This window comes from Delftia sp. S65, from assembly GCF_016516495.1.
Lineage (GTDB): Bacteria > Pseudomonadota > Gammaproteobacteria > Burkholderiales > Burkholderiaceae_C > Comamonas > Comamonas acidovorans.
Map to the genome: position 1 here is coordinate 213,847 of NZ_JACVUR010000001.1, position 24,402 is coordinate 238,248.

At 68.4% G+C, this 24,402-nt stretch carries 18 protein-coding genes and 1 pseudogene; 10 read left to right on the forward strand and 9 right to left on the reverse strand.

Features of this window, described 5'->3' with window-relative positions; all coding sequences use genetic code 11:
• The first annotated feature begins 8 nt into the window (after window positions 1-8).
• The 3 genes and pseudogenes from tsaE to IAE24_RS00905 all read left to right on the forward strand — a co-directional run bounded on the left by tsaE (window position 9) and on the right by IAE24_RS00905 (window position 2,344).
• Window positions 9-536: a tRNA (adenosine(37)-N6)-threonylcarbamoyltransferase complex ATPase subunit type 1 TsaE gene (tsaE, locus tag IAE24_RS00895; RefSeq protein WP_034396474.1), complete on the forward strand. Its 528-nt coding sequence runs from the start codon at window positions 9-11 to the stop codon at window positions 534-536.
• A pseudogene (locus tag IAE24_RS00900) lies at window positions 533-1,890 on the forward strand (N-acetylmuramoyl-L-alanine amidase). Before tsaE ends, IAE24_RS00900 begins: the two are co-directional and overlap by 4 nt.
• Window positions 1,891-2,119: 229 nt before the next feature.
• On the forward strand, window positions 2,120-2,344 hold the full coding sequence (locus tag IAE24_RS00905; protein WP_012206927.1) for a glycine zipper domain-containing protein: 225 nt from the start codon (window positions 2,120-2,122) through the stop codon (window positions 2,342-2,344).
• Window positions 2,345-2,417: 73 nt separating this feature from the next.
• On the opposite strand, the gene IAE24_RS00910 is transcribed toward IAE24_RS00905, so the two are convergent.
• Window positions 2,418-3,068 (reverse strand): DedA family protein, encoded by a 651-nt coding sequence (locus IAE24_RS00910; RefSeq protein ID WP_043782650.1) that lies wholly within the window; start codon window positions 3,066-3,068, stop codon window positions 2,418-2,420.
• Between the two features lie 273 nt (window positions 3,069-3,341).
• On the opposite strand from IAE24_RS00910, the gene IAE24_RS00915 reads away from it, so the two are divergent.
• Window positions 3,342-3,632 carry a glycine zipper 2TM domain-containing protein gene (locus tag IAE24_RS00915; RefSeq protein ID WP_013801089.1) on the forward strand — a complete coding sequence of 97 codons (291 nt, stop codon included), beginning with the start codon at window positions 3,342-3,344 and terminating at the stop codon, window positions 3,630-3,632.
• 164 nt (window positions 3,633-3,796) lie between these two features.
• The gene (gene mutL, locus IAE24_RS00920) at window positions 3,797-5,833 is read left to right on the forward strand and encodes a DNA mismatch repair endonuclease MutL (RefSeq protein WP_192366307.1); all 2,037 of its coding nucleotides are present in this window, start codon (window positions 3,797-3,799) and stop codon (window positions 5,831-5,833) included.
• Between the two features lie 53 nt (window positions 5,834-5,886).
• Here mutL and IAE24_RS00925 read toward each other — a convergent pair whose 3' ends face one another.
• Together IAE24_RS00925 and IAE24_RS00930 are read right to left on the reverse strand one after the other, a co-directional pair.
• The gene (locus tag IAE24_RS00925; RefSeq protein WP_199959851.1) at window positions 5,887-6,891 is read right to left on the reverse strand and encodes a Bug family tripartite tricarboxylate transporter substrate binding protein; all 1,005 of its coding nucleotides are present in this window, start codon (window positions 6,889-6,891) and stop codon (window positions 5,887-5,889) included.
• A gap of 52 nt (window positions 6,892-6,943) precedes the next feature.
• On the reverse strand, window positions 6,944-8,167 hold the full coding sequence (locus IAE24_RS00930; protein ID WP_199959852.1) for a M20 aminoacylase family protein: 1,224 nt from the start codon (window positions 8,165-8,167) through the stop codon (window positions 6,944-6,946).
• 116 nt (window positions 8,168-8,283) lie between these two features.
• On the opposite strand from IAE24_RS00930, the gene IAE24_RS00935 reads away from it, so the two are divergent.
• The gene (locus tag IAE24_RS00935; protein ID WP_063328582.1) at window positions 8,284-9,303 is read left to right on the forward strand and encodes a LysR family transcriptional regulator; all 1,020 of its coding nucleotides are present in this window, start codon (window positions 8,284-8,286) and stop codon (window positions 9,301-9,303) included.
• Window positions 9,304-9,310: 7 nt separating this feature from the next.
• Here the strand turns inward: IAE24_RS00935 and IAE24_RS00940 are convergent, their stop codons facing one another.
• From IAE24_RS00940 to IAE24_RS00955, 4 genes are all read right to left on the reverse strand, one after another.
• A complete protein-coding gene (locus IAE24_RS00940; protein ID WP_199959854.1) occupies window positions 9,311-10,768 on the reverse strand; it encodes an efflux transporter outer membrane subunit in 1,458 nt (485 codons plus the stop codon).
• Between the two features lie 28 nt (window positions 10,769-10,796).
• Window positions 10,797-14,048 (reverse strand): efflux RND transporter permease subunit, encoded by a 3,252-nt coding sequence (locus IAE24_RS00945; RefSeq protein WP_013801083.1) that lies wholly within the window; start codon window positions 14,046-14,048, stop codon window positions 10,797-10,799.
• Between the two features lie 86 nt (window positions 14,049-14,134).
• Window positions 14,135-15,418 carry an efflux RND transporter periplasmic adaptor subunit gene (locus IAE24_RS00950; RefSeq protein ID WP_199959856.1) on the reverse strand — a complete coding sequence of 428 codons (1,284 nt, stop codon included), beginning with the start codon at window positions 15,416-15,418 and terminating at the stop codon, window positions 14,135-14,137.
• Window positions 15,419-15,531: 113 nt separating this feature from the next.
• Window positions 15,532-16,392 carry an alpha/beta hydrolase gene (locus IAE24_RS00955; protein ID WP_043819199.1) on the reverse strand — a complete coding sequence of 287 codons (861 nt, stop codon included), beginning with the start codon at window positions 16,390-16,392 and terminating at the stop codon, window positions 15,532-15,534.
• A 182-nt stretch (window positions 16,393-16,574) separates the two neighbouring features.
• On the opposite strand from IAE24_RS00955, the gene IAE24_RS00960 reads away from it, so the two are divergent.
• The 3 genes from IAE24_RS00960 (at window position 16,575) to IAE24_RS00970 (ending at window position 20,908) form a co-directional block, all read left to right on the forward strand.
• Complete coding sequence (locus tag IAE24_RS00960) at window positions 16,575-17,489, forward strand: LysR family transcriptional regulator (RefSeq protein WP_012206938.1); 915 nt, start codon at window positions 16,575-16,577, stop codon at window positions 17,487-17,489.
• 352 nt (window positions 17,490-17,841) lie between these two features.
• A complete protein-coding gene (gene gdhA / locus IAE24_RS00965) occupies window positions 17,842-19,185 on the forward strand; it encodes an NADP-specific glutamate dehydrogenase (RefSeq protein ID WP_199959864.1) in 1,344 nt (447 codons plus the stop codon).
• A 184-nt stretch (window positions 19,186-19,369) separates the two neighbouring features.
• Window positions 19,370-20,908 (forward strand): IPTL-CTERM sorting domain-containing protein, encoded by a 1,539-nt coding sequence (locus IAE24_RS00970; RefSeq protein ID WP_199960033.1) that lies wholly within the window; start codon window positions 19,370-19,372, stop codon window positions 20,906-20,908.
• Between the two features lie 117 nt (window positions 20,909-21,025).
• On the opposite strand, the gene IAE24_RS00975 is transcribed toward IAE24_RS00970, so the two are convergent.
• Entirely contained in the window at window positions 21,026-22,345 is a 1,320-nt protein-coding gene (locus tag IAE24_RS00975; protein WP_199959866.1) for a serine hydrolase domain-containing protein, read from the reverse strand.
• A gap of 109 nt (window positions 22,346-22,454) precedes the next feature.
• Window positions 22,455-23,327, reverse strand: coding sequence for a methylglyoxal synthase (locus tag IAE24_RS00980; protein ID WP_012206945.1), 873 nt, complete (start codon window positions 23,325-23,327; stop codon window positions 22,455-22,457).
• 149 nt (window positions 23,328-23,476) lie between these two features.
• Here IAE24_RS00980 and IAE24_RS00985 point away from each other — a divergent pair, with 149 nt between their 5' ends.
• Window positions 23,477-24,379, forward strand: a complete 903-nt coding sequence (locus IAE24_RS00985) for an alpha/beta hydrolase (RefSeq protein WP_063328090.1) — start codon at window positions 23,477-23,479, stop codon at window positions 24,377-24,379.
• Window positions 24,380-24,402: the final 23 nt, after the last annotated feature.

Below are 24,402 nucleotides of genomic sequence, written 5' to 3' on the forward strand. Positions count from 1 at the left end.
GGAACCAATTGACTGCTGCACAACATACTCCCTCGATTGTAGAAAGCGCCCAGCCGCAGGATGCGGAAACTGCGGGCCGTCGCTGGATATGGGGCAGCGAGGAAGACACGCAGCGGTTTGCGCAGCAGCTTGCAGACCATCCCGCGCTGCGCAACGCCTACGTCACGCTGCACGGCGACCTGGGGGCAGGCAAGACCACGCTGGTGCGGCACTGGCTGCGCGCACTGGGCGTGCAGGGCCGCATCAAAAGCCCCACTTATGCCGTGGTGGAGCCGCATGAGGCGCCGGACCTGGCCATCTGGCACTTCGACTTCTACCGCTTCGATGATCCGCGCGAGTGGGAGGATGCAGGATTTCGCGATATTTTCGCCAGCCCCGGTCTCAAGCTGGCAGAATGGCCCGAAAAGGCCGCAGCGCTTACGCCTGCGGCAGATATAGCTATTCATATCGAAGCAATCGACGAGACGCAGCGCCAGGTGACCTTGCTCGCCGGCACGCCCGTCGGACGCGCCGTGATCCAAGCACTCAAGGCATGAGCGACGCCAACTCCTCCTCCTATCCGTCCGGCCTGTCGCGCCGCAATCTTTTGCAGGCGGGCTCCATCGTGCTGCTGCTGGGCCGCCAGCACATCGCGCACGGCGCCACCATCGTGGCCGTGCGCGTCTGGCCCGCGCCCGAATACACGCGCGTGACCATAGAGTCCGACCGGCCGCTGGCTGCCAAGCAGTTCTTCGTGGACCAGCCCCCGCGGCTGGCCGTGGACATCGAGGGCATCGACCTCAATCCCGCGCTGCGTGAACTTGTGGCCAAGGTCCGCTCCGACGATCCCAACATCGCCTCCATCCGCGTGGGCCAGAACTCTCCCAGCGTGGTGCGCCTGGTGATCGATCTCAAGCAGCCCGCCAAGCCCCAGGTCTTCACGCTGCAGCCCGTGGCGGCCTACAAGCACAGGCTGGTGTTCGACCTGTACCCCGCCAAGGCCGTGGACCCGCTGGAGGCGCTGATCAGCGAGCGCCTGCGCGATGCCTCCAGCGACGATACCGCTGTCGCATCGGCACCGCCGCCTCCACCACCGCTGCCCCGGCCCTCAGGCTCCACGGCGCCAGCCCCCGACCCGTTGGGCGACCTGATCGCCCAGCACAGCAGCGGCTCCGGCGGCAAGACGCCTGCACCGCCCGCCGTGGTGGCACAGGCACCCTCCCCTGCCGCTCCGGCCCCGGCGCCACCGGCCCCAGCGGCACGCGCGAAAAGGATGTGGTGCTCAAGATCGCCCACCTGCTGCGCGACCGCATCAACGACACCCGCATCGGCGGCAGCCCCATGCGCGCCTTCATGACGCGCGATGCCGACTTCTTCGTGCCCCTGGCCACGCGCGTGGAAAAGGCCCGGCGCGTGCAGGCCGACCTGTTCATCAGCATCCACGCCGACGCCTTCACCACGCCGGCCGCGCGTGGTGCCAGCGTTTTTGCGCTCAGCGACAAGGGCGCCTCCAGCACGGCCGCGCGCTGGCTGGCCAACAAGGAAAACCAGTCCGACATCGTCGGTGGCCTGAACATGGGCTCGCAGGACCAGCATGTGCAGCGCATGCTGCTGGACATGAGCACCACGGCCCAGATCAAGGACAGCCTCAAGCTCGGCGGCGCCCTGCTGGGCGAGATCGGCAACATGGCCAAGCTGCACAAGCCGCGCGTGGAGCAGGCCGGGTTTGCCGTGCTCAAGGCGCCCGACATTCCCAGCGTGCTGGTGGAAACCGCCTTCATCAGCAACCCCGAGGAAGAGGCCCGGCTGCGCAGCAGCGCCTACCAGGTGCAACTGGCCGACGCGCTGATGCGCGGCATCCGCAACTACTTCGCGCACAACCCGCCGCTGGCACGCAGCCGCTCCGTCTGACAGAGCCAAAAGGCACGAGCGCAGGGCACGGACGAAGGGCGCGGGCGATGCCGCCCGCAGCCACTGTCGGACGGCAAAGACGCGACACTTCCGAGCCGCCCGGCGGCAGCTCGGGCAGATCTCCTACCGCTGACGCAAGCCCTGAATGAGAGCATGCAAACATGTTCCACACAGTGCTTGCGCCACACGCCACTCACGGCGACAAGGCAGGCCATCACAGGAGATGAACATGAAGACACGCCTTTATTCCATTGCCGCCGCAGCAGCCATTGCCCTGTTCTCTGCCGGCTGTTCCACCAATCCCAGCAGTGCACAGATCGGTACCGGCGTAGGCGCCGTGGCCGGTGGTGTCGTGGGGGATGCCCTGTTCGGCAGCACGCTGGGCACCGTGGGCGGTGCAGCCGCCGGTGCACTGATCGGTAACGAGGTGGGCAAGCGCAACGACCGCCGCTGATCCTCACTCCCGCTCCATGAAAAAACCCCTTGCGCCATGACGGTGCAAGGGGTTTTTTCTGTGCGCTGAAAGCTCAGGCGGCCGTCTTGGGCGCGCGCCCTGCGCGCCAGGCGCCAAAGATCGCGATCAGGCCCGGCACCAGGATCAGGCCCCAGATGATCTTCTCCAGGTTCTCGCGCACCCAGGGCAGGTTGCCGAAGAAATAGCCGGCTGCGCTGATGCCGAACACCCAGACAATCGCCCCGCCCACATTGAAGGCAGTGAACTTGCCCCGGTTCATCGCGGCCACCCCGGCCACGAAGGGCGCAAAGGTGCGGATGAACGGCATGAAGCGGGCCAGCACGATGGTGATGCCGCCATAGCGCTCGTAGAACGCGTGGGCCTGGTCGAAGGCGCGGCGGTTGAACCAGCGCGAGTCCTCCCACTGGAACACCTTGGGCCCTATGTAGCGGCCGATGGTGTAGTTGCACTGGTCGCCCAGCACGGCCGCCACCAGCAGCACGGTGCAGGCGATCGAATAGTCCATGAGGCCCACGCCGCACAGCGCGCCGACGATGAACAACAGCGAGTCGCCAGGCAGAAAGGGCATGACCACCACGCCCGTCTCCACGAAGACGATGAGAAACAGCAGCGCATACACCCAGGGTCCATAGGCCACGACAAAGGCCTCCAGATGCTTGTCGATGTGCAGGATGAAGTCGATCAGGAACTGAATGATTTCCAAAAGAGAGTCCTCCGCGGCGGGCGCCGCACCGGCCCGTACTGTACTTCGCCGACATGCCCCCACGGCCGAGCCGGAGCCGGTCACGCCATCGCACACACCGGCGCTTGCAGGAATCTACAAATGCTTGAAATCAAGCTTGTTTTGTTACACAACTTGATAAAACTCTACGAAAAACTCATGAGTGCGTCAGCTTTTTGCAGGCAAAGTGCTTCCATGCCGTCGGCAATGCCGGCCCGGCCTCACCACCATCGCCAAGACACAAGGAAGCAAGCCATGAACAAGACCCTTCGCACTTTCGCGCACAAGTCCGAACGCCAGTCCGGCTCCACGATGGGCCGCACCCTGGCCATCGCCGCCCTGCTGACCGGCGCGCTCGCGATGGGCGGCTGCGCCCACCGTCCCAACAATGCGCAACTGGGCACGGGCGTGGGCGCCGTGGCCGGTGGCGTGCTGGGCAGCGCGCTGTTCGGCACCACGCTGGGCACCGTGGGCGGCGCCGCGGCCGGTGCGCTGGTCGGCAACCAGATGGGCAGCAACAGCGACCGCGCAGGCCGCCGCCGCTGACCCTGCAGCCACCCTCATTCAAAGAGTGCCCCCGGCTCCGGCCTTTGTTGCCGGGGACGCCTCTTGGAGCCGCTTTCGCGGCTCCTTTTTTTTGTGGGCGCCGGCGCTGCACACCCCATTCCCACAGCCCGCAAGCGGTGGATGCGAGCCCCTAGAATTGCCGCGTGAACGCATCCATCCCCTCCTCCGACACCCTCCCCCGCCGCCCCATCCGCGACCTGCCCGACGAGCTGATCAGCCAGATCGCGGCCGGCGAAGTCGTCGAGCGCCCTGCCTCGGTGGTGCGCGAACTCGTGGACAACGCACTGGATGCGGGCGCCCGCCAGATCAACGTGCGGCTGCTGGCCGGCGGCGTGCGGCTGATCTCGGTGGAGGACGACGGCGGCGGCATCCCGCGCGACGAGCTGCCCGTGGCATTGCGCCGCCATGCCACCAGCAAGATCACCGATCTGCACGACCTGGAGACCGTGGCCACCATGGGCTTTCGCGGCGAGGCGCTGGCGGCCATCTGCTCGGTGTCGGAGGCATCCATCCTCTCGCGCCCTGCGGGCCAGGACTCGGCCTATCTGCTCGATGCGCGCAGCGGCGAGCTGCGCCCCGCCGCCCGCAACCAGGGCACGACGGTCGAGGTCAAGGAGCTGTTCTTCTCCACGCCGGCCCGCCGCAAATTCCTCAAGAGCGACGCCACGGAGCTGGCCCACTGCATCGAGTCCGTGCGCCGCCATGCGCTGGCCCGGCCCGACGTGGGCTTTGCCATCTGGCACGAAGGCAAGCTGGTCGAGCAGTGGCGTGCCGCCGGCAGCATGTCGGATGAAGCCCTTGCGCGCCGCCTGGGCGATGTGCTGGGCGACGCCTTCGTGCAGAACTCCGTGGCGGTGGAGCATTGGTCGGGCGCCGTCCACGTCACGGGCCGCGCGGGCATTCCCGATGCGGCGCGCTCCCGGCCCGACCACCAGTTCTGCTACGTCAATGGCCGCTTCGTGCGCGACAAGGTGCTGACCCACGCCTCGCGCAGCGCCTACGAGGATGTGCTGCACGGCCACAAGCAGCCCGTCTATGCGCTGTATGTGGAGATCGACCCTGCGCGCGTGGACGTGAACGTGCACCCCACCAAGATCGAGGTGCGCTTTCGCGACAGCCGCGAGGTGCACCAGGCCGTGCGCCACGCCATAGAGAACGCGCTGGCCGCCCCGCGCGCGGCCGCCGCCGCCGCCGCTGCCGCCGAGGAAGCCGCCCGCACCCCGGAGCTGGCCCCTGCCGCACCGGCCACCGCGCCCAAGGTGGCGGCTCCCGCCTGGCCCCAGGCGCGCATGAGCTTTGGCGATGAACAGGGCGGCCACAAGGTCAGCAACATGGCGGGCCTGTGGGCACCCATGCGCGAAGCCGCGCCGGCCCCGGTGGCGCTTCCCGCACAGACGGCCATGCAGACTGCCGGTGCTGCCGAAGACCCGGTGGACAGGCCCGGCGTGCAATGGCCTGCCGGCGATGTACCCGCCAGCTATGCACCCGCTGCACAGCCCCAGCCGGTCACCGTCACCGTCACCCTCTCCGAGCCTTCACCTGCGAACTTCACGCCCCCGGCAGCGGACACCCCTGCCGCTGCTGAGGAAACCATCTGGCCCCTGGGCCGCGCCGTCGCCCAGATCCACGGCGTCTACATCCTGGCCGAGAACGCCCAGGGCATGGTCGTGGTGGACATGCATGCGGCGCACGAGCGCATCGTCTACGAGCAGCTCAAGAATGCCGTCAACGCGGCAGAGCAGATCCCCAGCCAGCCGCTGCTGATTCCCGCCACCTTCGCCGCCACGCCCGAGGAAGTGGCCACGGCCGAGGCCCATGGCGACACGCTGCAGGCCCTGGGCATGGAAGTCTCGCCCTTCTCGCCCAAGACGCTGGCCGTGCGTGCCGTGCCCGCCACCCTGGCCCAGGGCGATGCCGTGGAGCTGGCGCGCAGCGTTCTGGCCGAGCTGGCCCAGCACGACGCCAGCACCGTGGTGCAGCGCGCGCGCAATGAAATCCTGGCCACCATGGCCTGCCACGGCGCCGTGCGCGCCAATCGCCGCCTGACGCTGGACGAGATGAACGCCCTGCTGCGCCAGATGGAAGTCACCGAGCGCTCCGACCAATGCAACCACGGCCGCCCCACCTGGCGGCAGATGAGCATGAAGGAACTGGACGCGCTGTTCCTGCGCGGTCGCTGAACCTGCCCTGGCTGCCGTCAGCGCCGTCAGCACCGTCCACACCGTCAACGCCGTCAGTCGCGCATGTTCGCGAAGGCCGCGAGCTGCTCGTACTTGCGGTCTTCCTCGGCGATCAGGCGCGCCAGGTCCTCGCGGCCCGAGGCGGGCACCATGCCGGCATCTTCCAGGCGCTTGCGCACGGCGGGCTCGGCCAGCGCCTCCTGAAGGGCCGCCGTAATGCGCTGCGCGGTGGCGGCGGGCAGTCCGCGCGGCGCCATCAGCGCAAACCAGCCCACCAATTCATAACCGCGCAGCGGCGCCAGTTCGGCCATGGCTGGAACCTGGGGCAAGGCGGACAGGCGCTGCGCGCTGGTGACCGCCAGCGGCACGATGCGCCCGCTCTGCAAAAACGGTTGCGCCGCCGTGGGCGAGAGCATGGCCAGGTCCAGGCTGCCGCCCGCCAGGTCGCTGGTCAACGGCGCCACGCCGCGGTAGGGCACATGGGTGATGGAAACACCCGCGCGCTGCTTGAACAGCTCTCCCGCGAAATGCAGGGTCGACCCCACGCCCGAGCTGCCGTAGCTGAGCTTGCCGGGCTGGCGCTTCGCCAGCTCCAGCAAGTCGGCCATGCTCTTCACGCCCAGGCCCGGGCGTGCGGCCAGGATCAGCGGGCCGGTGGCCACCAGGCCCAGCGGCGTGAAATCGCGGCGGCCGTCGTAGCGCTGCGCGGGGTTGACGATGCGCGTGGCCACCAGCTCGTTGCTGGCACCCACCAGCAGCGTGTAGCCATCGGCCGGTGCCGAGGCCACGCGCTGGGCCGCAATGGCACCCGCCGCCCCGCCCACGTTGTCCACCACCACCGTGCCGCGCAGCCGCGCGGCCAGCGCATCGCCCACCACGCGGGCGACCAGGTCCACCGAACCACCGGCCGGGTATCCGACGACCAGCTTCAAGGGCTTGGCAGGAAAGCCGACCTGTGCAGCAGCCGGCAAGGCCAGCCCCAGCGCGGCGGCGCCCAGAAGACTGCGGCGGCTCAGGACCTGGTGGGCCTCGGAGGAGAGAGGAAATGCAGTGCGCATGGTGGCAATCGCAGGTGAAGTCGTGAAAGGAATCCGGTGCGGGCGCGGCGCCTCAGGCGGCGGACAGAAAACGCCGGGCCAGCTTCACCCAGTAGGTGGCTGCCAGCGGCAGGATGCGGTCGTTGAAGTCGTAGCCGGGGTTGTGGACCATGCAGCCGCCCGTGCCATGCGTGTCGCCCACGCCGTTGCCCACGATCAGGTAGCTGCCCGGGCATTGTTCGAGCATGAAGGAGAAGTCCTCGCTGCCCGTCAGCGGCTGCAGGTCGGCGATCAGCCCCTGCTCGCCCAGCCAGTCGCGCGCCACCTCGCGGGCGAAGGCCGTGCTGGCCGCATCGTTGACCAGGGCCGGATAGCGCCAGCGGTAGTCCACCACGGCCTCGGCCCCCAGCGTGGCGGCCTGGGCATGGGCCAGCGCGGTGATGCGTTCGCGCAGCAGGGCACGCACCTCGGGCCGGTAGGCGCGCACGGACAGGCGCAGCTCCACCTCGCCGGGGATCACGTTGGGCGCATCGCCGCCATGGATGGCGCCCACGCTGACCACGGCCATGTCGCGGGGATCGACATTGCGCGAGACCACGGTCTGCAGCGCCAGCACCAGATGGGCCGCCGCCACCACCGGGTCGGCCGACAGATGGGGGGCCGAGCCATGGCCGCCCTTGCCGCGCACGGTGATGATCACCGTGTCCGACGAGGCCATGAACGAGCCCTCGCGAAAGCCGAACTGCCCCTCGGCAAAGCCCGGCATGTTGTGCAGCGCAAAGATGGCATCGCAGGGGAACAGATCGAACAGGCCGTCCTCCACCATCTTGCGCCCCCCGCCCAGGCCCTCCTCGGCCGGCTGGAAGATCAGGTGCAGCGTGCCGTCGAAGCCGCGCGCCTGGGCCAGCTCGCGCGCGGCGGCCAGCAGGATGGCGGTATGGCCGTCATGCCCGCAGGCATGCATGCGGCCCGCGTGGCGGCTTGCATAGGGCAGGCCGGTCTGCTCGTGGATGGGCAGCGCGTCCATGTCGGCGCGCAGGCCCAGCCGGCGCGTGCCTGCTCCGACCCGCAGCGTGCCGACCACGCCCGTGCCTCCCAGGCCCCGGTGCACTTCATAGCCCCAGGAGGCCAGGCGCTCGGCCACCAAGTCGCTGGTGGCGAACTCCTCGAAGGCCAGCTCGGGATGGGCATGCAGGTGATGGCGCAGGGCCACCATCTCAGCCTGCGTGGCGCGTATGCCGGGCAGCACCGGATCGGCGGCTTCGGCCATGGTGGAAACGGGCGGGTCAATGTTCATGCCCGCAGTCTAGGAAGCGTGGGCAGCGGGCGGAAGACCGCCAGCGCCTGCCCTGCCAGGCATTGCCTGTCATCCCCCGGCATGCGCCGATCACAGCAATGGCATGGATGGCAGACATGGCACGAAATCTGCAAGATCGGCCCATGCATTCCCAGCCCCACCCCGATGCCGGTCCCGCCATGAAGCTGCACCAGATGCGCTACCTCGTCGCCGTGGCTGGCTGCGGCAGCGTGCGCGCCGCGTCACGCGCGCTGGGCATCACGCAGTCGGCCATCACCCAGGCCCTGCGCGAACTGGAGGAAGGCCACCGCCTTGCGCTGTTCGAGCGCCAGAGCAGCGGCATCGTCCTCACGCCGGCCGGGCGCACGCTGCTGCGTCACGCCCAGCTGATCACCGGGCAGATGGCCCAGGCCGAGGATGAAATGGCCCGCCTGCGCGACACCTGCGCCGTGGCGCGCCTGTGCGTGGGCGTGACGCCCTGGGTGGGCCAGAGCCTGCTGCCCCATGTGCTGCGCGCCTTCCGCGCCGAACTGCCCCAGGTACGGCTGGAGCTGTTCGAGGGCCTGTCGGCCGTGGCCCATCCGCGCCTGCGCGAAGGCACGCTGGACCTGCTGATCGGCCGCGTGCCTTCGGGTCCCTCGGGCGGCGACCTGCACGGCACGCCGCTGTTCCGCTATGACGCCACCGTCGTGGCCCGCACCGGCCACCCGCTGGCAGGCGCCCGTTCGCTGGCCGAGCTGATGGACTGCGACTGGCTGCTCAACTACACGCCGCCTGAAGAAGACGACCTGGTGCGGCGCCTGTTCCTGCGCCACGGCCTGCCCGTGCCCGTGGGCCACATCCACCTGGTGCATTCGGCATCGCTGCTGCTGCACCTGATCGCGCACAGCGACATGCTCTCGTTGTGCCCCTGGCCGCTGATCGAATCGGGCGTGCCCCAGGGCACCTTGGTGCCGCTGTCCCTGCGCGAGCAGTTCGAGCCCCACACGGTGGGCGTGGTCCAGCGCGGCCACGGCCCTCTGCCCTGGGTGGCCGAGCGCTTCGTGCACCACCTCATGGAGCAGGTCCACGCCTGCCGCCACAGCCCGGACCCGGTGCTGCAGCGCGTGTTCCGCTCCATTGACGTGCTGGCCTGAGGGAGCCTCAGCGCAGCGCGGCCTGGGCCACCGGCACGTCAGCCGGCACATCCCAGCCCCCGCCCAGCGCGCGGATCAGGCCCACGGCTGCCTGGTACTGCGCAGACTTCACCTGCAGCGCCTGGCGGCGGTTGCGCAGTTCGCTGCGGCGCGCATCCAGCAGGTCCAGCTGGCTGACATAGCCATTGCGGTAGCGCGTGTCCGAAAGGCTGGTGGCACGCTTGGCGGCCACCACGGCCTGGCCCTGCACGGTGGACTGCTCCTGCAGGATGCGGATGGACGACAGCTGGTCCTCCACCTCCTGGAAGGCCACCAGCGCCTGCTGGCGGTAGGCGGCCAGCGCGGCATCGAGCTGCGCGCCTGCGGCCTGCACGCCGGCCTCGCGCCGGCCGCCGTCGAACAGCGGCAGCGACAGCAGGGCCCCCACGCCCCAGGAGCGCATGGACCACTTGAACAGGTCACCGACCTCGGGCGAGGCATGGCCGGCCGCGCCGGTCAGCGAGATGCTGGGGAACCAGGCTGTCTTGGCCACGCCCACGCGCGACTGGGCGGCGAACACGGCGCGCTGGGCAGCCGAGATGTCGGGCCGGCGCATCAGCACCGTGGCCGGCACGCCGGCTGGGATGGAGGGCAGAGCCGTGGTCCAGGCGCCTTCGCCCAGGCCGAAGCGCGAGGCCGAGTCGCCCACCAGCACGGCCAGCGCATGCTCGACCTGGGCGCGCTGGCGGTCCAGCGCCAGCGCATCCGATTCGGTGGCCGACAGCTCGGCCTGGATGCGCGCCACGTCCAGCTCGGCAATGTCGCCGGCCTGCAGCCTTCGCTCCGACAGGCGCAGCGTGTCGCGGTAGGCCTCCACGGTCTCGCGCATCAGGGCGCGCTCGGCGTCCAGCGCGCGCAGTTGCAGATAGGTCTGTGCGACCTCGGCCTGCACGGCCAGCCGCGTGCTTTGCAGCAGGGCCTCGCGGCCCTCGGCGTCCAGCCGCGATGCGTCGGCCGCCTGGGAAATGCGGCCGAACAGATCGACCTCATACGACAGGTTCAGTCCCGCATTGACCAGGGTGGCCGGCCGCGTGCCCGAGGCCTTGTCCAGCCCCGCGCCGCGCGTGGCCCCTGCGCCCAGGCCCAGTTGGGGCATGCGCTCGGCATTGGCGCTGCGCGCCAGGGCGCGGGCCTCGGCCAGGCGTGCGGCCGCGGCCTGGATGCTCTGGTTGTCCAGCGTGGCCTTGTCCACCAGCGCATCCAGCGCCGGGTCGGCAAAGGCCAGCCACCATTGGCCTCGTGCCTGGGCTTCGGCAGGCAGGGCCTGTGTCCAGCCCGCCTGCGGCGCGGCGCCCTGCTCCTTGAAGGCGGGGGCGGCCGGCAGCTCGGGCAGGCTCTGGGACACGCTGGCGCAGCCGGCCAGGGCCAGCGCCGCCACCAGGGGCAGCAGACGCCTGGACAGTTTCGAAAGCGATGGGATCTTCATGATCGGTTCCTGTTCTTGTGGTGTGGGCTCATTCATGCTCGCCACGCGCAGCAGAGGGCATGGGCAGCGCGCCGCCACCCGAGGCATGGCCGTGGGCGGGTGCATGTGCAGGGGCCTCTTCCTCCATCTCTGGACCATGCTGCTTGAGCGGCCGGTTGCCTGCCAGGCGGCGCATCAGCACGTAGAACACGGGCGTCAGGAACAGGCCGAAGGCCGTCACCCCGATCATTCCCGAGAACACGGCCACGCCCATGGCACGGCGCATTTCCGAGCCCGCGCCCGTGGACAGCACCAGGGGCAGCACGCCCATGACGAAGGCCAGCGAAGTCATCAGGATGGGGCGCAGGCGCAGCCGGCTGGCCTCGATGGCGGCCTGTATGGGCGTGCGGCCCTCGAACTCCAGCTCCCGCGCGAACTCCACGATCAGGATGGCGTTCTTCGCACTCAACCCCACCAGCACGATGAGCCCGATTTGCGTGAAGACATTGCTGTCCCCGCCCGACAGCCAGACGCCGGTCATGGCCGCCAGCAGGCCCATCGGAACGATCAGGATGATGGCAATCGGCAGGGTCAGGCTCTCGTACTGCGCGGCCAGCACCAGGAAGACCAGCAGCAGGGCCAGCGGGAACACGATCACCGCCGAATTGCCGGCCAGGATCTCCTGGTAGGTCAGGTCGGTCCATTCGAAGTCGATGCCCTTGGGCAGGGTCTCGGCCGCGATGCGCTTGATGGCGTCCTGCGCCTGGCCCGAAGAGAAGCCCGGTGCGGCACCGCCGTTGATGTCGGCCGTGAGGTAGCCGTTGTAGCGCATGGCGCGCTCGGGGCCGAAGCTGGAGTCCACCTTCATCAGCGCCGACAGCGGAATCATCTCGCCCGAGCTGGAGCGCACCTTGAGCATGCCCACGTCCTCGGCACGCGCGCGGTAGGGCGCGTCGGCCTGCACGCGGACACTGTAGGTGCGGCCGAACTTGTTGAAGTCGTTCGCATACAGGCTGCCCAGGTAGATCTGCATGGTGTCGAAGATGTCCGTCACCGGCACGCCGAGCTGGCGCGCCTTGGTGCGGTCGATGTCGGCATACAGCTGGGGCACGTTGACCTGCCAGCTGGTGAACATGCCGGTCAGCTCGGGCGTCTGGTAGGCCTTGGCCATGAAGGCCTTCACGGCAGCGTCCATCTGGTCATAGCCCAGGGAGGCACGGTCTTCCAGCTGCAGCTTGAAGCCGCCCGTCGTGCCCAGGCCCGCCACGGGTGGCGGCGGGAACATGACGATGAAGGCGTCCTGGATGCCTGCGAAGGCCTGGTTGAGCTGGCCGGCCACGGCGCCGCCGCTCTGGTCGGCGCGCTTGCGCTCGTCGAAGGGCTTGAGCGTGGCGAAGACGATGCCCGAGTTGGAGCTGTTGGTGAAGCCGTTGATGGACAGGCCCGGGAAGGCGATGGTGTCCTCCACGTTGGGGTTGTCCTTCATGATCTCGCCCATGCGGCGGATCACCTCGTCCGTGCGGTCCAGCGTGGCGCCGTCGGGCAACTGGGCAAAGCCGATCAGGTACTGCTTGTCCTGCGCGGGCACGAAGCCCGAAGGCACGGCCTTGAACAGGCCGAAGGTCACGGCGATCAGCGCCAGGTAGATGGCCAGCATCAGCGCCTTGCGCGAGATCACGCGGCCCACGCCGCCGCTGTAGGCCTCGGAGCCCCGGTGGAACATGCGGTTGAAGCCGCGGAACAGCCAGCCGAAGGCCCGGTCCATGCCGCGCGTCAGCGCGTCCTTGGGCGCATCGTGGCCGCGCAGCAGCAGGGCCGCCAGCGCGGGCGACAGCGTCAGCGAGTTGATGGCCGAGATCACCGTGGAGATGGCGATCGTCACCGCAAACTGCTTGTAGAACTGGCCCGTGAGGCCGCTGATGAAGGCCAGCGGCACGAACACCGCCACCAGCACCAGGGCGATGGCAATGATGGGGCCCGAGACCTCGCGCATGGCGCGATAGGTGGCGTTGCGCGGCGTCAGCCCCGCCTCGATGTTGCGCTCCACGTTCTCGACCACGACGATGGCGTCATCCACCACGATGCCGATGGCCAGCACCAGGCCGAACAGGCTCAGCGCGTTGATGGAAAAGCCCAGCAGATGCAGCACGGCGAAGGTGCCGATCACCGACACCGGCACGGCCAGCAGCGGGATGATGGAGGCGCGCCAGGTCTGCAGGAACAGGATCACCACCAGCACCACGAGCACGATGGCCTCCAGCAGCGTGTGCACCACCGATTCGATGGAGGCGCGCACGAACTGCGTGGGGTCGTAGGCAATGCGGTACTCCAGGCCCTCGGGCATGTTCTTGTTCAGGGCCTCCATGGTCTTGCGCACGTTGGCCGAGATTTCCAGCGCATTGGAGCCCGGCGCCTGGAACACGCCCATGCCCACGGCCGGGTCGTTGTTCAGCAGCGAGCGCAGCGAATAGTCGGCCGCGCCCATCTCCAGGCGGCCGATGTCGCGCAGGCGGGTCACGGCGCCGTCGGAGCCGCTCTTGACGATGATGTCGCCGAAGTCCTCCTCGCTTTGCAGGCGGCCCTGGGCGTTGATGGACAGTTGCATGTCCACGCCCGGCAGCCCCGGCGAGGCACCGACCACGCCGGCCGCAGCCTGCACGTTCTGGCCGCGGATGGCAGCCACCACATCGCTGGCCGACAGGCCGCGCTGCGCCACCTTCTGCGGGTCCAGCCACACGCGCATGGCGTAGTCGCCGCCGCCGAAGATCTGGATCTGGCCCACGCCTTCGATGCGCGCCAGCGGGTCCTTCACGTTCAGCACCGCGTAGTTGCGCAGGTAGTTGATGTCATAGCGCTGGTTGGGCGAGACCAGGTGCACCACCATGGTCAGGTCGGGTGCGCTCTTGACCGTGGTGATGCCCAGGCGGCGTACCTCTTCCGGCAGGCGCGGCTCGGCCTGCGAGACGCGGTTTTGCACCATCTGCTGCGCCTTGTCGGGGTCGGTGCCCAGGCGGAAGGTGACGGTCAGCGTCATCACGCCGTCGCTGGTGGCCTGGCTGCCCATGTAGAGCATGCCTTCGACGCCGTTGATCTGCTCTTCCAGCGGCGTGGCCACGGTCTCGGCGATCACCTTGGGATTGGCGCCCGGGTACTGGGCGCGCACCACCACGGACGGCGGCGCGACCTCGGGGTATTCCGAGATCGGCAGCCCGCCCATGGCGATCAGGCCGGCGATCAGCATCAGCAGCGAAAGCACGCCTGCGAAGATCGGCCGGTCAATGAAGAATTTGGATAGGTTCATGGTGTTTGGCTCCGCCACGGCAAAGCGCGGCCCATGCCGCCTGCGGTCAGGCGGCATTTCAGAGGCAGGAAAGGTGTGCGGCTAGATCAGGACTTGGTTGCGTCAGCCACTTGTTCGGCTGCCTGCCGGGTGCCCGGCTGGCGGGCATCGGCCCGCGCATCCATGGACACCTCCTTGGGCGCGACCAGGGCGCCGGGACGGATGTGCTGCAGGCCGTTGACCACCACGCGCTCGCCGGGCTGCAGGCCCTGGGTCACGTTGCGCAGGCCGTTGACCGAGGCGCCCAGGGCCACCTCGCGGTAGACGGCCTTGTTGTCGCCGCCCACCACCATCACGTACTTCTTGCTCTGGTCCGTGCCGATGGCGCGCTCGCTGACCAGCAGCATGCTGCTGTCGCGCGCCTGGCCCATGCGGATGCGGGCAAACTGCCCGGGCATGAGGGCGCCGTCCTTGTTGTCGAAGGCGGCGCGCACGCGCACCGTGCCGCTTCGGGCATCGACCTGGTTGTCGATCAGCTGCAGCCGGCCCTCGAAGGGCGTGCTGCCGACCGTGGCCGTGCCCATCTGCACGGGAATGCTGTCGATCTTGGCGCGGTTGCCCGCGCCACCGCCCAGCTCCTTGAGTGCGCGCGTGATGACCTGCTCATCGGCATCGAAGCTCGCATAGATGGGGCTGACCGAGACCAGCGTGGTCAGCACCGGCGCGCCCGGGCCTGCGGCCACCAGGTTGCCCACGGTGATCTCGCGCTTGCCGATGCGGCCCGACACGGGGGCGCGCACCTGGGTGTAGCCCAGGTTCAGCCGCGCCGATTGCAGGGATGCCTGGGCCGCGCGCAGATTGGCCTCGGCCTCGCTGCCTGCGTTGATGCGCTCGTCCAGCTCGCGCTGGGCAATCGCCCGCTCGTCCCACAGGCGGCGTGCGCGCTCCTGCTCGCTGCGTGCATAGGACTGGCGTGCCTGGGCCGAGGCCACCTGGGCTTCGGCACGCTCGACCTCGGCCGCATACGGTGCGGGATCGATGGTGATCAGCAGATCGCCCTGCTTGACCAGCGCGCCCTCGCGAAAGTGCACGGCCTGCACGGCGCCAGCCACGCGCGAGCGGATGTCCACGCGCTCCACGGCTTCAAGGCGGCCCGAGAACTCGTCCCAGGCGGTGACTTCGCTTTCGGCGACCGTGGCCACCGACACGGGCGTGGCGGCGGGCTGAGCGCTGGCGGGCGCGTCATCGGCCTTGGCATCGATGCCGTGCAGGCCGAACAGGCCGGCGCTGACGGCGAGGATGGCCGCAGCGGCGGCCGGCAATCTCCAGCCCTTGCGCTGGGCCGAAGCGAAAGAAGGGGAAGAAGAGGATGAGGTGGATTCGGTGGACATGGTGTTTTTTGCGAAATTCAGGGAACACGATGCCCGCCCGGCGCCTGAACGCGCCGGGAAGGCGGAAGGGGAAAACGGGGCAGCAGGTGTCGCCGGCTGCAGCGGCGCGGGGCCTAGCCCGGTGCTGCGGGCTTGTTCATGGTGGCCTCGAAGAAGTCATGCACATGCTGGGACACGGCGGCGCTGCAGGCCGTACAGGCCTCGGCCTCGGACAGGGCCTGCGGCCAGTTCGACGCGCTGGGCAGCACATGGCTACTGGCTGTCACCCCGGCCGCGCGCAGGCGGGCCGCATAGGCCTGGGCCTCATCGCGCAGCGGGTCGTCACCACCCACCAGCACCAGGGCCGGCGGCAGCTGGGCCAGGCGCAGCGAGCTGCCGGGCACGGCATAGGGATGCATGGCGTCCTTGGGGCAGCTCAGGTACTCGCGCCAGCCCGTGGCCCAGCGGCATTCGCCGGCCTCGGGCGTTGCCTCGCGCTGCGAGGCGGTGCCGGTGCAGGGATCGAGCATGGGCGACACCAGGATCTGGCCCGCCAGCGGCGGATGGCCCCGGTCGCGCGAGATCACGGCCACGGCAGCGGCCAGGTTGCCGCCGGCTTCTTCACCCGCGAGGAACAGCGGTGCGCCCTTGCCCGCCATCTTCACGCGGTGCTTGTACAGCCACTGCAGCACGGCGTAGCCCACCTCGATGGGCTGGGGAAACGGATGCTCGGGCGCCAGCGGGTAGGCCAGCGACACCACGACGGCGCCCGCCTCGGCCAGCAGCCGGCCGATGTAGCGCCCGTTGTCCAGCGTGCCGCAGACAAAGGTGCCGCCATGGAAATGCAGCACCAGCGGCGAGACCGTGCCGGGCCTGCGCTGGCCATAGGCGCGCGCAGCCACGGTGCCGTGCTCGGGCAGCTCGATGGAGAATTCTGTTTCGGCAATCTGCGCCCCGGCGGCGGGGCCGTTCGGAAGCGACGGGGAAGTGGACATGGCGCGAACCTGCGGCAATGGTCGATGGTCGATGGTTGGAATATAGGCGGCGCCGGCCATGTCTGAAATAGCAACGCAGCCATCGCTCTGTTTCCGTTTCACGAACAATCGCCCGATACCGCGCATGTGAGAATTCCGCCGAGCCGGCATTCCCTTGCCGGGCGCTGCAGGAGCAACTTTCCATGGACCAGATCCAGGCCATGCGTGTCTTCGTTCGCGTGGTGGAAGCCGGCAACTTCACCCGCGCCGCCGATTCGCTCGACCTGCCCAAGGGCACGGTCACCAAACAGATACAGGCGCTGGAGGCGCGCGTGCGCGTCAAGCTGCTCAACCGCACGACGCGGCGCGTCACCGTCACGCCCGATGGCGCGGCCTACTACGAACGCGCGGCACGCCTGCTCAACGACTTCGACGATCTCGAAGCCAGCATGGTCAACACCCAGACCGCGCCCAGCGGGCGACTGCGGCTGGACGTGGGCAGCTCCATGGCCCGGCTGATCATCATTCCGGCGCTGACCGAATTCTGCGAACGCTACCCCGACATACAGATCGACCTGGGCGTGGGCGACCGCCTGGTGGACCTGATCAGCGACAACGTGGACTGCGTGATCCGCGGGGGCGAGCTCAGCGACCAGTCCCTGGTGGCGCGGCGCATCGGCTCGATGAACTGGGTCACCGTGGCCTCGCCCGCCTACCTGGCGCGCCACGGCGTGCCCCAGCATCCGTCCGAACTGGATACGAAGCACCAGATCGTCGCCTTCTTCTCGGGCCATACGCGGCGCATGTACCCGCTGGAATTCCAGCGGGGCGATGAATCCATCGAGGTGGCGGGCAACTACCGCATCGCGGCCAACGACAGCAATGCCTACACGGCCGCCGTGCTGGCGGGCTTTGGCATCGCGCAGCTGGTCACGGCCTTTGCCCAGCCGCTGATCGACAGCGGCGAACTGGTCGAGGTGCTGCCGGAATGGACCCAGCCGCCGCTGCCCATTCACGTGGTCTATCCGCCCAACCGCCACCTCAGCGCCAAGGTGCGGGCCTTCGTGGACTGGGCGGCCGACCTGTTCGCGCGCCATCCTCAGCTGCAGCGCAGCTGAAAGGCAGGCGATGGGATGGCCGGGCGGGCCCAAGCCCCGTCCGGCTGCAAGGCCTTCCTAGCCACTCTTCATGTCAGCTGGCATGGCGCCCGCCATTCCCATTCGCCATGACCATGCACGCCACCGGATACGGCTGATCCAGGCCGCGGCCTGCGCGCTCACTGCGGCACGCAGGCCCTGCCCATGCACCAAATACCGCCAGCACCTCTTAGGAAATGCACCGAAAAACGGCATTCAGGCACCAAGCACGGGCACCGTTCACCAAAACGATGCATGACGGCATAACTTTTTGGCATAATTTTGGTTTGCACTCACCCCTTCCCGCAGCCGTTTTTTAGTCAGAGGTTTTTCCATGAAGTACGAGTCCGTCGGCCAATTCCTTGAAGAAGTGGCGCAACGCAACCCCGGCCAGCCCGAATTCCTGCAAGCCGTCACCGAAGTGATGGAAAGCCTGTGGCCCTTCATCGAGAAGAACCCCAAGTACGCCGAGCACGGACTGCTGGAGCGTCTGGTCGAGCCCGAGCGCGTGGTCATGTTCCGCGTGAGCTGGACCGACGACAAGGGCCAGGTGCAGGTCAACCGCGGCTTCCGAATCCAGCACAGCATGGCCATCGGCCCCTACAAGGGCGGCCTGCGTTTCCACCCCTCGGTCACGCTGTCGGTGCTCAAGTTCCTGGCCTTCGAGCAGACCTTCAAGAACGCGCTGACCACGCTGCCCATGGGCGGCGGCAAGGGCGGCTCGGACTTCGATCCCAAGGGCAAGAGCCCCGCTGAAGTCATGCGCTTTTGCCAGGCCTTCGTCACCGAGCTGTTCCGCCACGTGGGCCCGGACACCGACGTGCCGGCAGGCGACATCGGCGTGGGCGGCCGCGAAGTGGGCTTCATGGCCGGCATGTACAAGAAGCTGTCCAACAGCGCCGCCAGCGTGTTCACGGGCAAGGGCCTGTCCTTCGGCGGCTCGCTGATCCGCCCCGAAGCCACCGGCTACGGCACCGTCTACTTCGCCCAGGAAATGCTGGCCACGCGCGGCCAGTCCTTCGCAGGCAAGACCGTCTCCGTCTCGGGTTCGGGCAACGTGGCCCAGTACGCCGTGGAGAAGGCCCTGCAACTGGGCGCCAAGGTGGTGTCGGTCTCCGACTCCTCGGGCACCGTGTATGACCAGGACGGCTTCACCACCGAGAAGCTGGCCATCCTCATGGACGTGAAGAACCACCGCTACGGCCGCGTGGACGAGTACGCCAAGCTGGTGGGTGCCGAGTTCCTGCGCGGCAAGACGCCGTGGCACCTGAAGGTGGACGTGGCCCTGCCCTGCGCCACGCAGAACGAACTGACCGAGGAAGACGCCAAGGTGCTGATCGCCAACGGCGTGATCTGCGTGGCCGAAGGCGCCAACATGCCCTCGACCATCGAAGCCGCCAAGGCCTTCGAGAAGGCCGGCGTGCTGTACGCACCGGGCAAGGCCAGCAACGCCGGTGGCGTGGCCACCTCGGGCCTGGAGATGAGCCAGAATGCGGCCCGCCTGTCCTGGCCCGCCGAGGAAGTCGATGCCCGCCTGCTGCAGATCATGCAAGGCATCCACGCCGCCTGCCTGAAGTACGGCAAGCGCGAGGACGGCACGGTCAGCTACATCGACGGCGCCAACATCGCCGGTTTCGTCAAGGTGGCCGACGCCATGCTGGCCCAGGGCGTGATCTGAGCATCAGCGCTCCCCATCCCTGACGAAAGCCCATGCAGCCTGCTGCATGGGCTTTTTTCATGGCTGGCCCGCACACAGAAAGCGCGACGGCCTTCGCTATTGAAAGCCAATTCTCAGAATTGCTCAGATTCGCCGGCCAACGGGAGAGGACACTCAGCGCGCCCTGTCTCCACCCCCGTTCCCCATGCTCCCTGGACCCATCACCAAAGCGCTGCTCGTCGGCGCCGCTGCCCTGTCGCTGGGCAATGCCTTCGCCTATGAATCCCTCGGCTTCAAACCCAATCTGGATGTCAACGGCAACTGCAGATCCACGACTGACACGACGCCTTCATCGCCCTACTATTTTTTCTCCGCACAGATGGTCGGCGGCACCACCCGCTGCGGCACCGACAGCAACGGCTGGATGAGCTTTCGAATCAGCGGCTCGGCCTATCCCTTTGCATCCTGGTCGGTGTCGGCTCTCACCGGAAAGATCAATTTCCAATCATTCGTGATGCGCAACAGCACGGCCAATCCGTTGCAACTGACCATCACATCGGGCGCCGTGACGTACACCAAGACGGCACCGGTGGGCATCTCCACCATTGCGCTGGACGAGCCCATCACCAACAGCAGCACCGTGAAAATCACTTTCTCGGCCGCCGACATTGTGGGTGCGGCTCTGCAGTCCGTTTCCGTCGAGCCCTTCATTCCCCTGAGCATCAGCCCCTCGACCTTGCCCAGCCCCCAGGTCGGCAGCCTGTACTCCCGGACACTGACGGCAACCGGCGGCCTGGGCGCACCCTACACGTTTGCACTGCAAAGCGGAGCGCTGCCTGCAGGACTTGAACTGGACCCCGCCACAGGCACGATCAGCGGCACGCCCACGGCCGCAGGCAGCACCTCGTTCACGATCCGGGTCACCGACAGCAAAGCCAATACGCTGGACCGCAGCTACACGCTCAATCCCATCAAGATCCCCGAGCCCCAGGCAGCCACGGTGACCGCGACGCCGACAGCCGTCGCCGTGGGCGAAACCACCACCCTGGCCCTGAGCGGCGGCATAGGCAACGCCACCCCCGCCTTCCAGCTCCTGAGCGGGCCATGCACGGTCAGCGGCAACCAGTTGACCGGCACGGCCACGGGCACCTGCGTCGTGCGGGGGACCAAGGCCAGCAGCGATCCCTTGAACTACGCAGCCGCAACCGGCACCGTCTCCGTGACTGTTCTCGGCCTCACACAGCACGCCGATGGAACGAGCAGGACACAGTTCACGCAAGGCCAGCCCAATGGCACCTGCACCTTCCGCCATGTCGCATTCACCAGCGCCCTGCCCGGCCCCTTGCCCGCCGGCTTCACGGCCGTGCCCGACATGCCCAGGCCCGTGCTGGAGTTTGAGACCCGGGACTGCACCGTCGGCGACACGCTGACCATGCAGGTGACGCATGCAGACGTGCCCGCAGGTGCCGTTCTGCTGAAATGGAAGCCGCTGGCAACGCCTGCCCAGTGGGTGAAGATTTCCAGCTTCAATGGTGGCACTGCCAGCTACACCGTCACGGACGGCGGCGATGGCGACGATGACGGAGCCCAGGACGGCGCCATCCTCGACCCCGTGGTCGTGGCCATGCCTGCGGCAGCCGCCACCACCACCGCAGTGCCCACCCTGTCACAGTGGTGCCTGATTGCCATGTCGGCCCTGCTGGCCCTGTTCGGCATGACCCGGATGCGGCGCCGCCAGGTCTGACGCGCGCGCTCCATTGCGGGCCGTGCCAGGCGATCAGAAGCCGGCCCGGCCTGCCCACGGGCCGAAGGCAACGTGTTTGCGCACGCTGCCTTTTTTGCTGCCTGCTACCTGTTCCTACTACCTGTCGCGCACCGCATCGGCCAGCGCCGCCCAGGCCTTGAGCGTCAGCGCATGCGTGAAGGCCGCGCCCGCCACCGGGTGCGATGACAGCTTGACCACCACCATCTGCGCGGCCGGGTTCACGTGGATGAACTGGCCGTGTATGCCGGCGGCCTCGTAGGCGCCGTCGGCGTTGTGCAGCACCCACCACTGGTTGCGGTAGCTGTAGCCGGGCCGCGCGGCCTGGATGCCGCGGAACTTGAACTGCTCGCGGTCGCCGCCGCGCGCAATGTCGTCCAGCACCACCTTGTCGAAGATCTTGTGGCCGTTGAAGCTGCCGCCCAGGCGCAGCATCTCGCCCACGCGCGCCAGGTCACGCGCCGTGGCGTTCAGGCCCGCGCCCTGCAGCGGCGTGCCGGTGCTGTCCACCATCACATAGGCGTCTTCCTGCATGCCCAGCTTCTGCCAGATGTTCTCGCTCATGAGATCGCTCCAGCGCCGGCCCGTGACGCGCGAGACGATCCAGCCCAGCACCTCGGAGTGCACGGTACGGTAGACAAAGCCCTCGCCATGCGTGCCTTCCTTGGGCAGCGTCTTGAGGAAGTCGTACACATTGGTCGGCCCCGCGTAGCCGGGCGGACGCGGCAGCATGCCCGAGGCCCAGGAGTAGCCGAAGATCTCGGTCTTGGGGTCGGTGTAGTCCTCGCGAAAGCGCACGGCGCCCGTCATGTCCATGACCTGGCGCACCGTCATGTCGCCCCAGGCCGAGCCTTCCAGCTCGGGCACGTATTTAGTGACCAGAGCCTGGGGGTCGATGCGCCCCTCGTGGGCCAGTTGCGCGGCCATCAGGCCGGTGAACGATTTGGTGACCGAGAACAGCAGGTGCGGCGAGCTGGCCTGCATCTGGTTCTGGTAGCGCTCGAAGACCACCCGCCCCTTGTGCAGCACCACGATGGCGTCGGTATAGGTGCGGTCCAGCCATTGGTCCACGGTGACGGGCTGGCCCTTGTCGTCGTCAAAGCGCAGGCCGCCCAGGGCCATGGGGGCTTCGGGCAGGGCCGAGGGCGCCGCCGCGCCGCGCCGGATGTTCTGCGTGGGCTGGATTTCGCGCAGGTGCTGCACCACCCAGCGCAGTTGCGGATAGCGGTAGCCGTTGGACACGTCCACTCGCTTGTCGGCGGCCGGAGGAAAGCCCTGCATCAGCCCCAGTTGCTCCAGGCGCACGCTGTCGGGCGGCGGCAGCGCGGGCGCTGCGGGGGCCTGGGCTGCAGCCCAGCCGGGCAGCAGCGCCAGCAGGGCCATGGCATACCGGGAACGCCGAAAGAGCTGACTGACCATCGTTGTCTCCTTGGTTTTGGAAACGGCCAGTCTTGCAGAAAGCCCTCGGCCGGTCACGGGTGTTCGCCCACCCGCAGGCCGGCGGGCTGTCGTCTGCGTGACGAAGGTTTCAGCGGCGCATCAAGGCCGCATCGCACCAGCGCTGCGCCACGGCCGGAGAAGTGGTGCAGACCGTGTCGTGCGTCACTGTGGTCACGGCGCGCTCCAGCAGCTGGATGTCGGCCTCGTGCTGGCGCGCCACATGCGGGTCCTCGAAGAAGATCACGCGCTGGCAGCGGCGGTCCAGCACCAGGTCGGCGATCTGCGCATCGCCGCCCAGCGGGCCGCTGTTGTAGCGGTCCACCCAGGGCCGGTCCTCGGGCCAGCCACGGCTCCAGGCCATTTCGTTGAGCCGCTGGCCCGTGGTGCCCGTGCCCACGCGCCGGCCAAAGCGCGACAGCAGCTCGAAGTTGCGCGCCGCGAAATCCAGCATCGTGGGCTTGAGCGCATCGTGGGCGATCAGCGCCAGCGTCTGCTGCGCATAGTCATGGAAGCGCTGCGCGCCCGCATCCCTGGGAAGGCCGGCATGGATGCGCTCCATCTCGATCCAGTCGCGCGCCGAGGCCACGGTGGACAGGAAGGGCTTGCCGTGGATCACGCATTGGCGCTTGAGCGCCACGGCCTCGGGGAAGATGGAGGACGGATCGACCGGGTCGGTCAGATAAATGGCGCCGTCAATCGTGCGCTCGTCGCCTTCCACGCCCACCACCTCGGCCACCAGCTTCATCAGCCCGCCTTCGCGGCCATAGGGATAGCGGCGCAGGCCCCGGTAGGACGCCAGCATGCCGGCGGCCTGGATGGCGTCGAAGGTACGGCCCACGGCATGCAGGCCCAGCTGCAGCTCGCGGATGCCGGACTCGCAGGCGCGCAGCCAGCCGAACAGTGCGGCATCCTCGGTTTGGTGGTGGATTCGGTTGGCGGCCAGGCCCAGGCGTATCGGCATACAGGTTCACTCATCAACAGTGGGGAGAGGTCCGCATCGCCTTGTCGGCCCGCGAACCAGCGGCAAGAATAGCGCCAATCCATGACAGCGCCGGCCCGCAGGGCAGCGGCGCTGAACTTTTGGCCGGCCCGTGCATCCATTGTTGCGTCATGCCCTCAATGCTTCCCTTTCTGTGGCCCCGAAGGCGCCTGCACCGGATCACGGCGGCGCTGGGCGTGGCCGCGCTGCTGGCGGCCAGCGGCTGCTCCGTGCTGGACACCAAGCAGCGCGAATGGATCTTCCAGCCCAGCGACCGCAGCTGGCCCGGCGCCAACACGGCCGGCATGGAAGATGTCTGGATCGACATGCCAGCGCAGGACGGCGCCCGCCTGCATGCGCTGTGGCTGTCCCAGCCGGCCACGGCCGGCAACGCCCCCGTGCTGCTGTACCTGCATGGCGCGCGCTGGAACGTTGCCGGCTCCTCGCCGCGCATCCGGCGGCTGCACGAACTGGGCTTTTCGGTGCTGGCCATCGACTACCGGGGCTTTGGCAAGAGCAGCGCCGGCCTGCCGTCCGAGGAATCGGCCGCCGAGGACGCACGCGCAGGCTGGGACTGGCTGGGCCGGCACGCTCCGGGCCGGCCGCGCTTCATCTTCGGCCATTCACTGGGCGGCGCCATCGCCATCGACCTGGCGCGCAGCGTCCAGGATGAGGCCGGCGTCATGGTCGAGGCCACCTTCACCAGCATTCCCGACGTGGTCCGCAGCTTCCGCTGGGGCTGGCTGCCCGTGGGGCCGCTGATCACGCAGCGCTTTGCCTCCATCGACAAGGTGGCCGGCATAGGCTCGCCGCTGCTGGTCGTGCACGGCAGCGCCGACCCGCTGATCCCCGCCACGCTGGGCCGCCAGCTTTTCGACGCTGCCAGCGAGCCCAAGCGCTTCGTGCTCATCGAAGGCGGCAACCACCACAACACCCAGTCGCGCGCCATGGAGCAATACCGGCAGGCGCTGGACGAGCTGTTCGGGCTGCGCCTGCTCGCACAGGCGCCCACAGCGCCAGCAAGCCCGCGCTGAGCGGCGCAGCCTGCGCCGCCTTC

Bases quoted from the DNA above. Each gene is read 5' to 3' on its own strand.
- IAE24_RS00905 (WP_012206927.1), top strand. From the start codon at position 2,120: ATGAAGACACGCCTTTATTCCATTGCCGCCGCAGCAGCCATTGCCCTG.
- IAE24_RS00915 (WP_013801089.1), top strand. From the start codon at position 3,342: ATGAACAAGACCCTTCGCACTTTCGCGCACAAGTCCGAACGCCAGTCC.
- IAE24_RS00925 (WP_199959851.1), bottom strand. From the start codon at position 6,891: ATGCGCACTGCATTTCCTCTCTCCTCCGAGGCCCACCAGGTCCTGAGC.
- IAE24_RS00930 (WP_199959852.1), bottom strand. From the start codon at position 8,167: ATGAACATTGACCCGCCCGTTTCCACCATGGCCGAAGCCGCCGATCCG.
- IAE24_RS00935 (WP_063328582.1), top strand. From the start codon at position 8,284: ATGGCACGAAATCTGCAAGATCGGCCCATGCATTCCCAGCCCCACCCC.
- IAE24_RS00940 (WP_199959854.1), bottom strand. From the start codon at position 10,768: ATGAAGATCCCATCGCTTTCGAAACTGTCCAGGCGTCTGCTGCCCCTG.
- IAE24_RS00945 (WP_013801083.1), bottom strand. From the start codon at position 14,048: ATGAACCTATCCAAATTCTTCATTGACCGGCCGATCTTCGCAGGCGTG.
- IAE24_RS00950 (WP_199959856.1), bottom strand. From the start codon at position 15,418: ATGTCCACCGAATCCACCTCATCCTCTTCTTCCCCTTCTTTCGCTTCG.
- IAE24_RS00955 (WP_043819199.1), bottom strand. From the start codon at position 16,392: ATGTCCACTTCCCCGTCGCTTCCGAACGGCCCCGCCGCCGGGGCGCAG.
- IAE24_RS00960 (WP_012206938.1), top strand. From the start codon at position 16,575: ATGGACCAGATCCAGGCCATGCGTGTCTTCGTTCGCGTGGTGGAAGCC.
- gdhA (WP_199959864.1), top strand. From the start codon at position 17,842: ATGAAGTACGAGTCCGTCGGCCAATTCCTTGAAGAAGTGGCGCAACGC.
- IAE24_RS00970 (WP_199960033.1), top strand. From the start codon at position 19,370: ATGCTCCCTGGACCCATCACCAAAGCGCTGCTCGTCGGCGCCGCTGCC.
- IAE24_RS00975 (WP_199959866.1), bottom strand. From the start codon at position 22,345: ATGGTCAGTCAGCTCTTTCGGCGTTCCCGGTATGCCATGGCCCTGCTG.
- IAE24_RS00980 (WP_012206945.1), bottom strand. From the start codon at position 23,327: ATGCCGATACGCCTGGGCCTGGCCGCCAACCGAATCCACCACCAAACC.
- IAE24_RS00985 (WP_063328090.1), top strand. From the start codon at position 23,477: ATGCCCTCAATGCTTCCCTTTCTGTGGCCCCGAAGGCGCCTGCACCGG.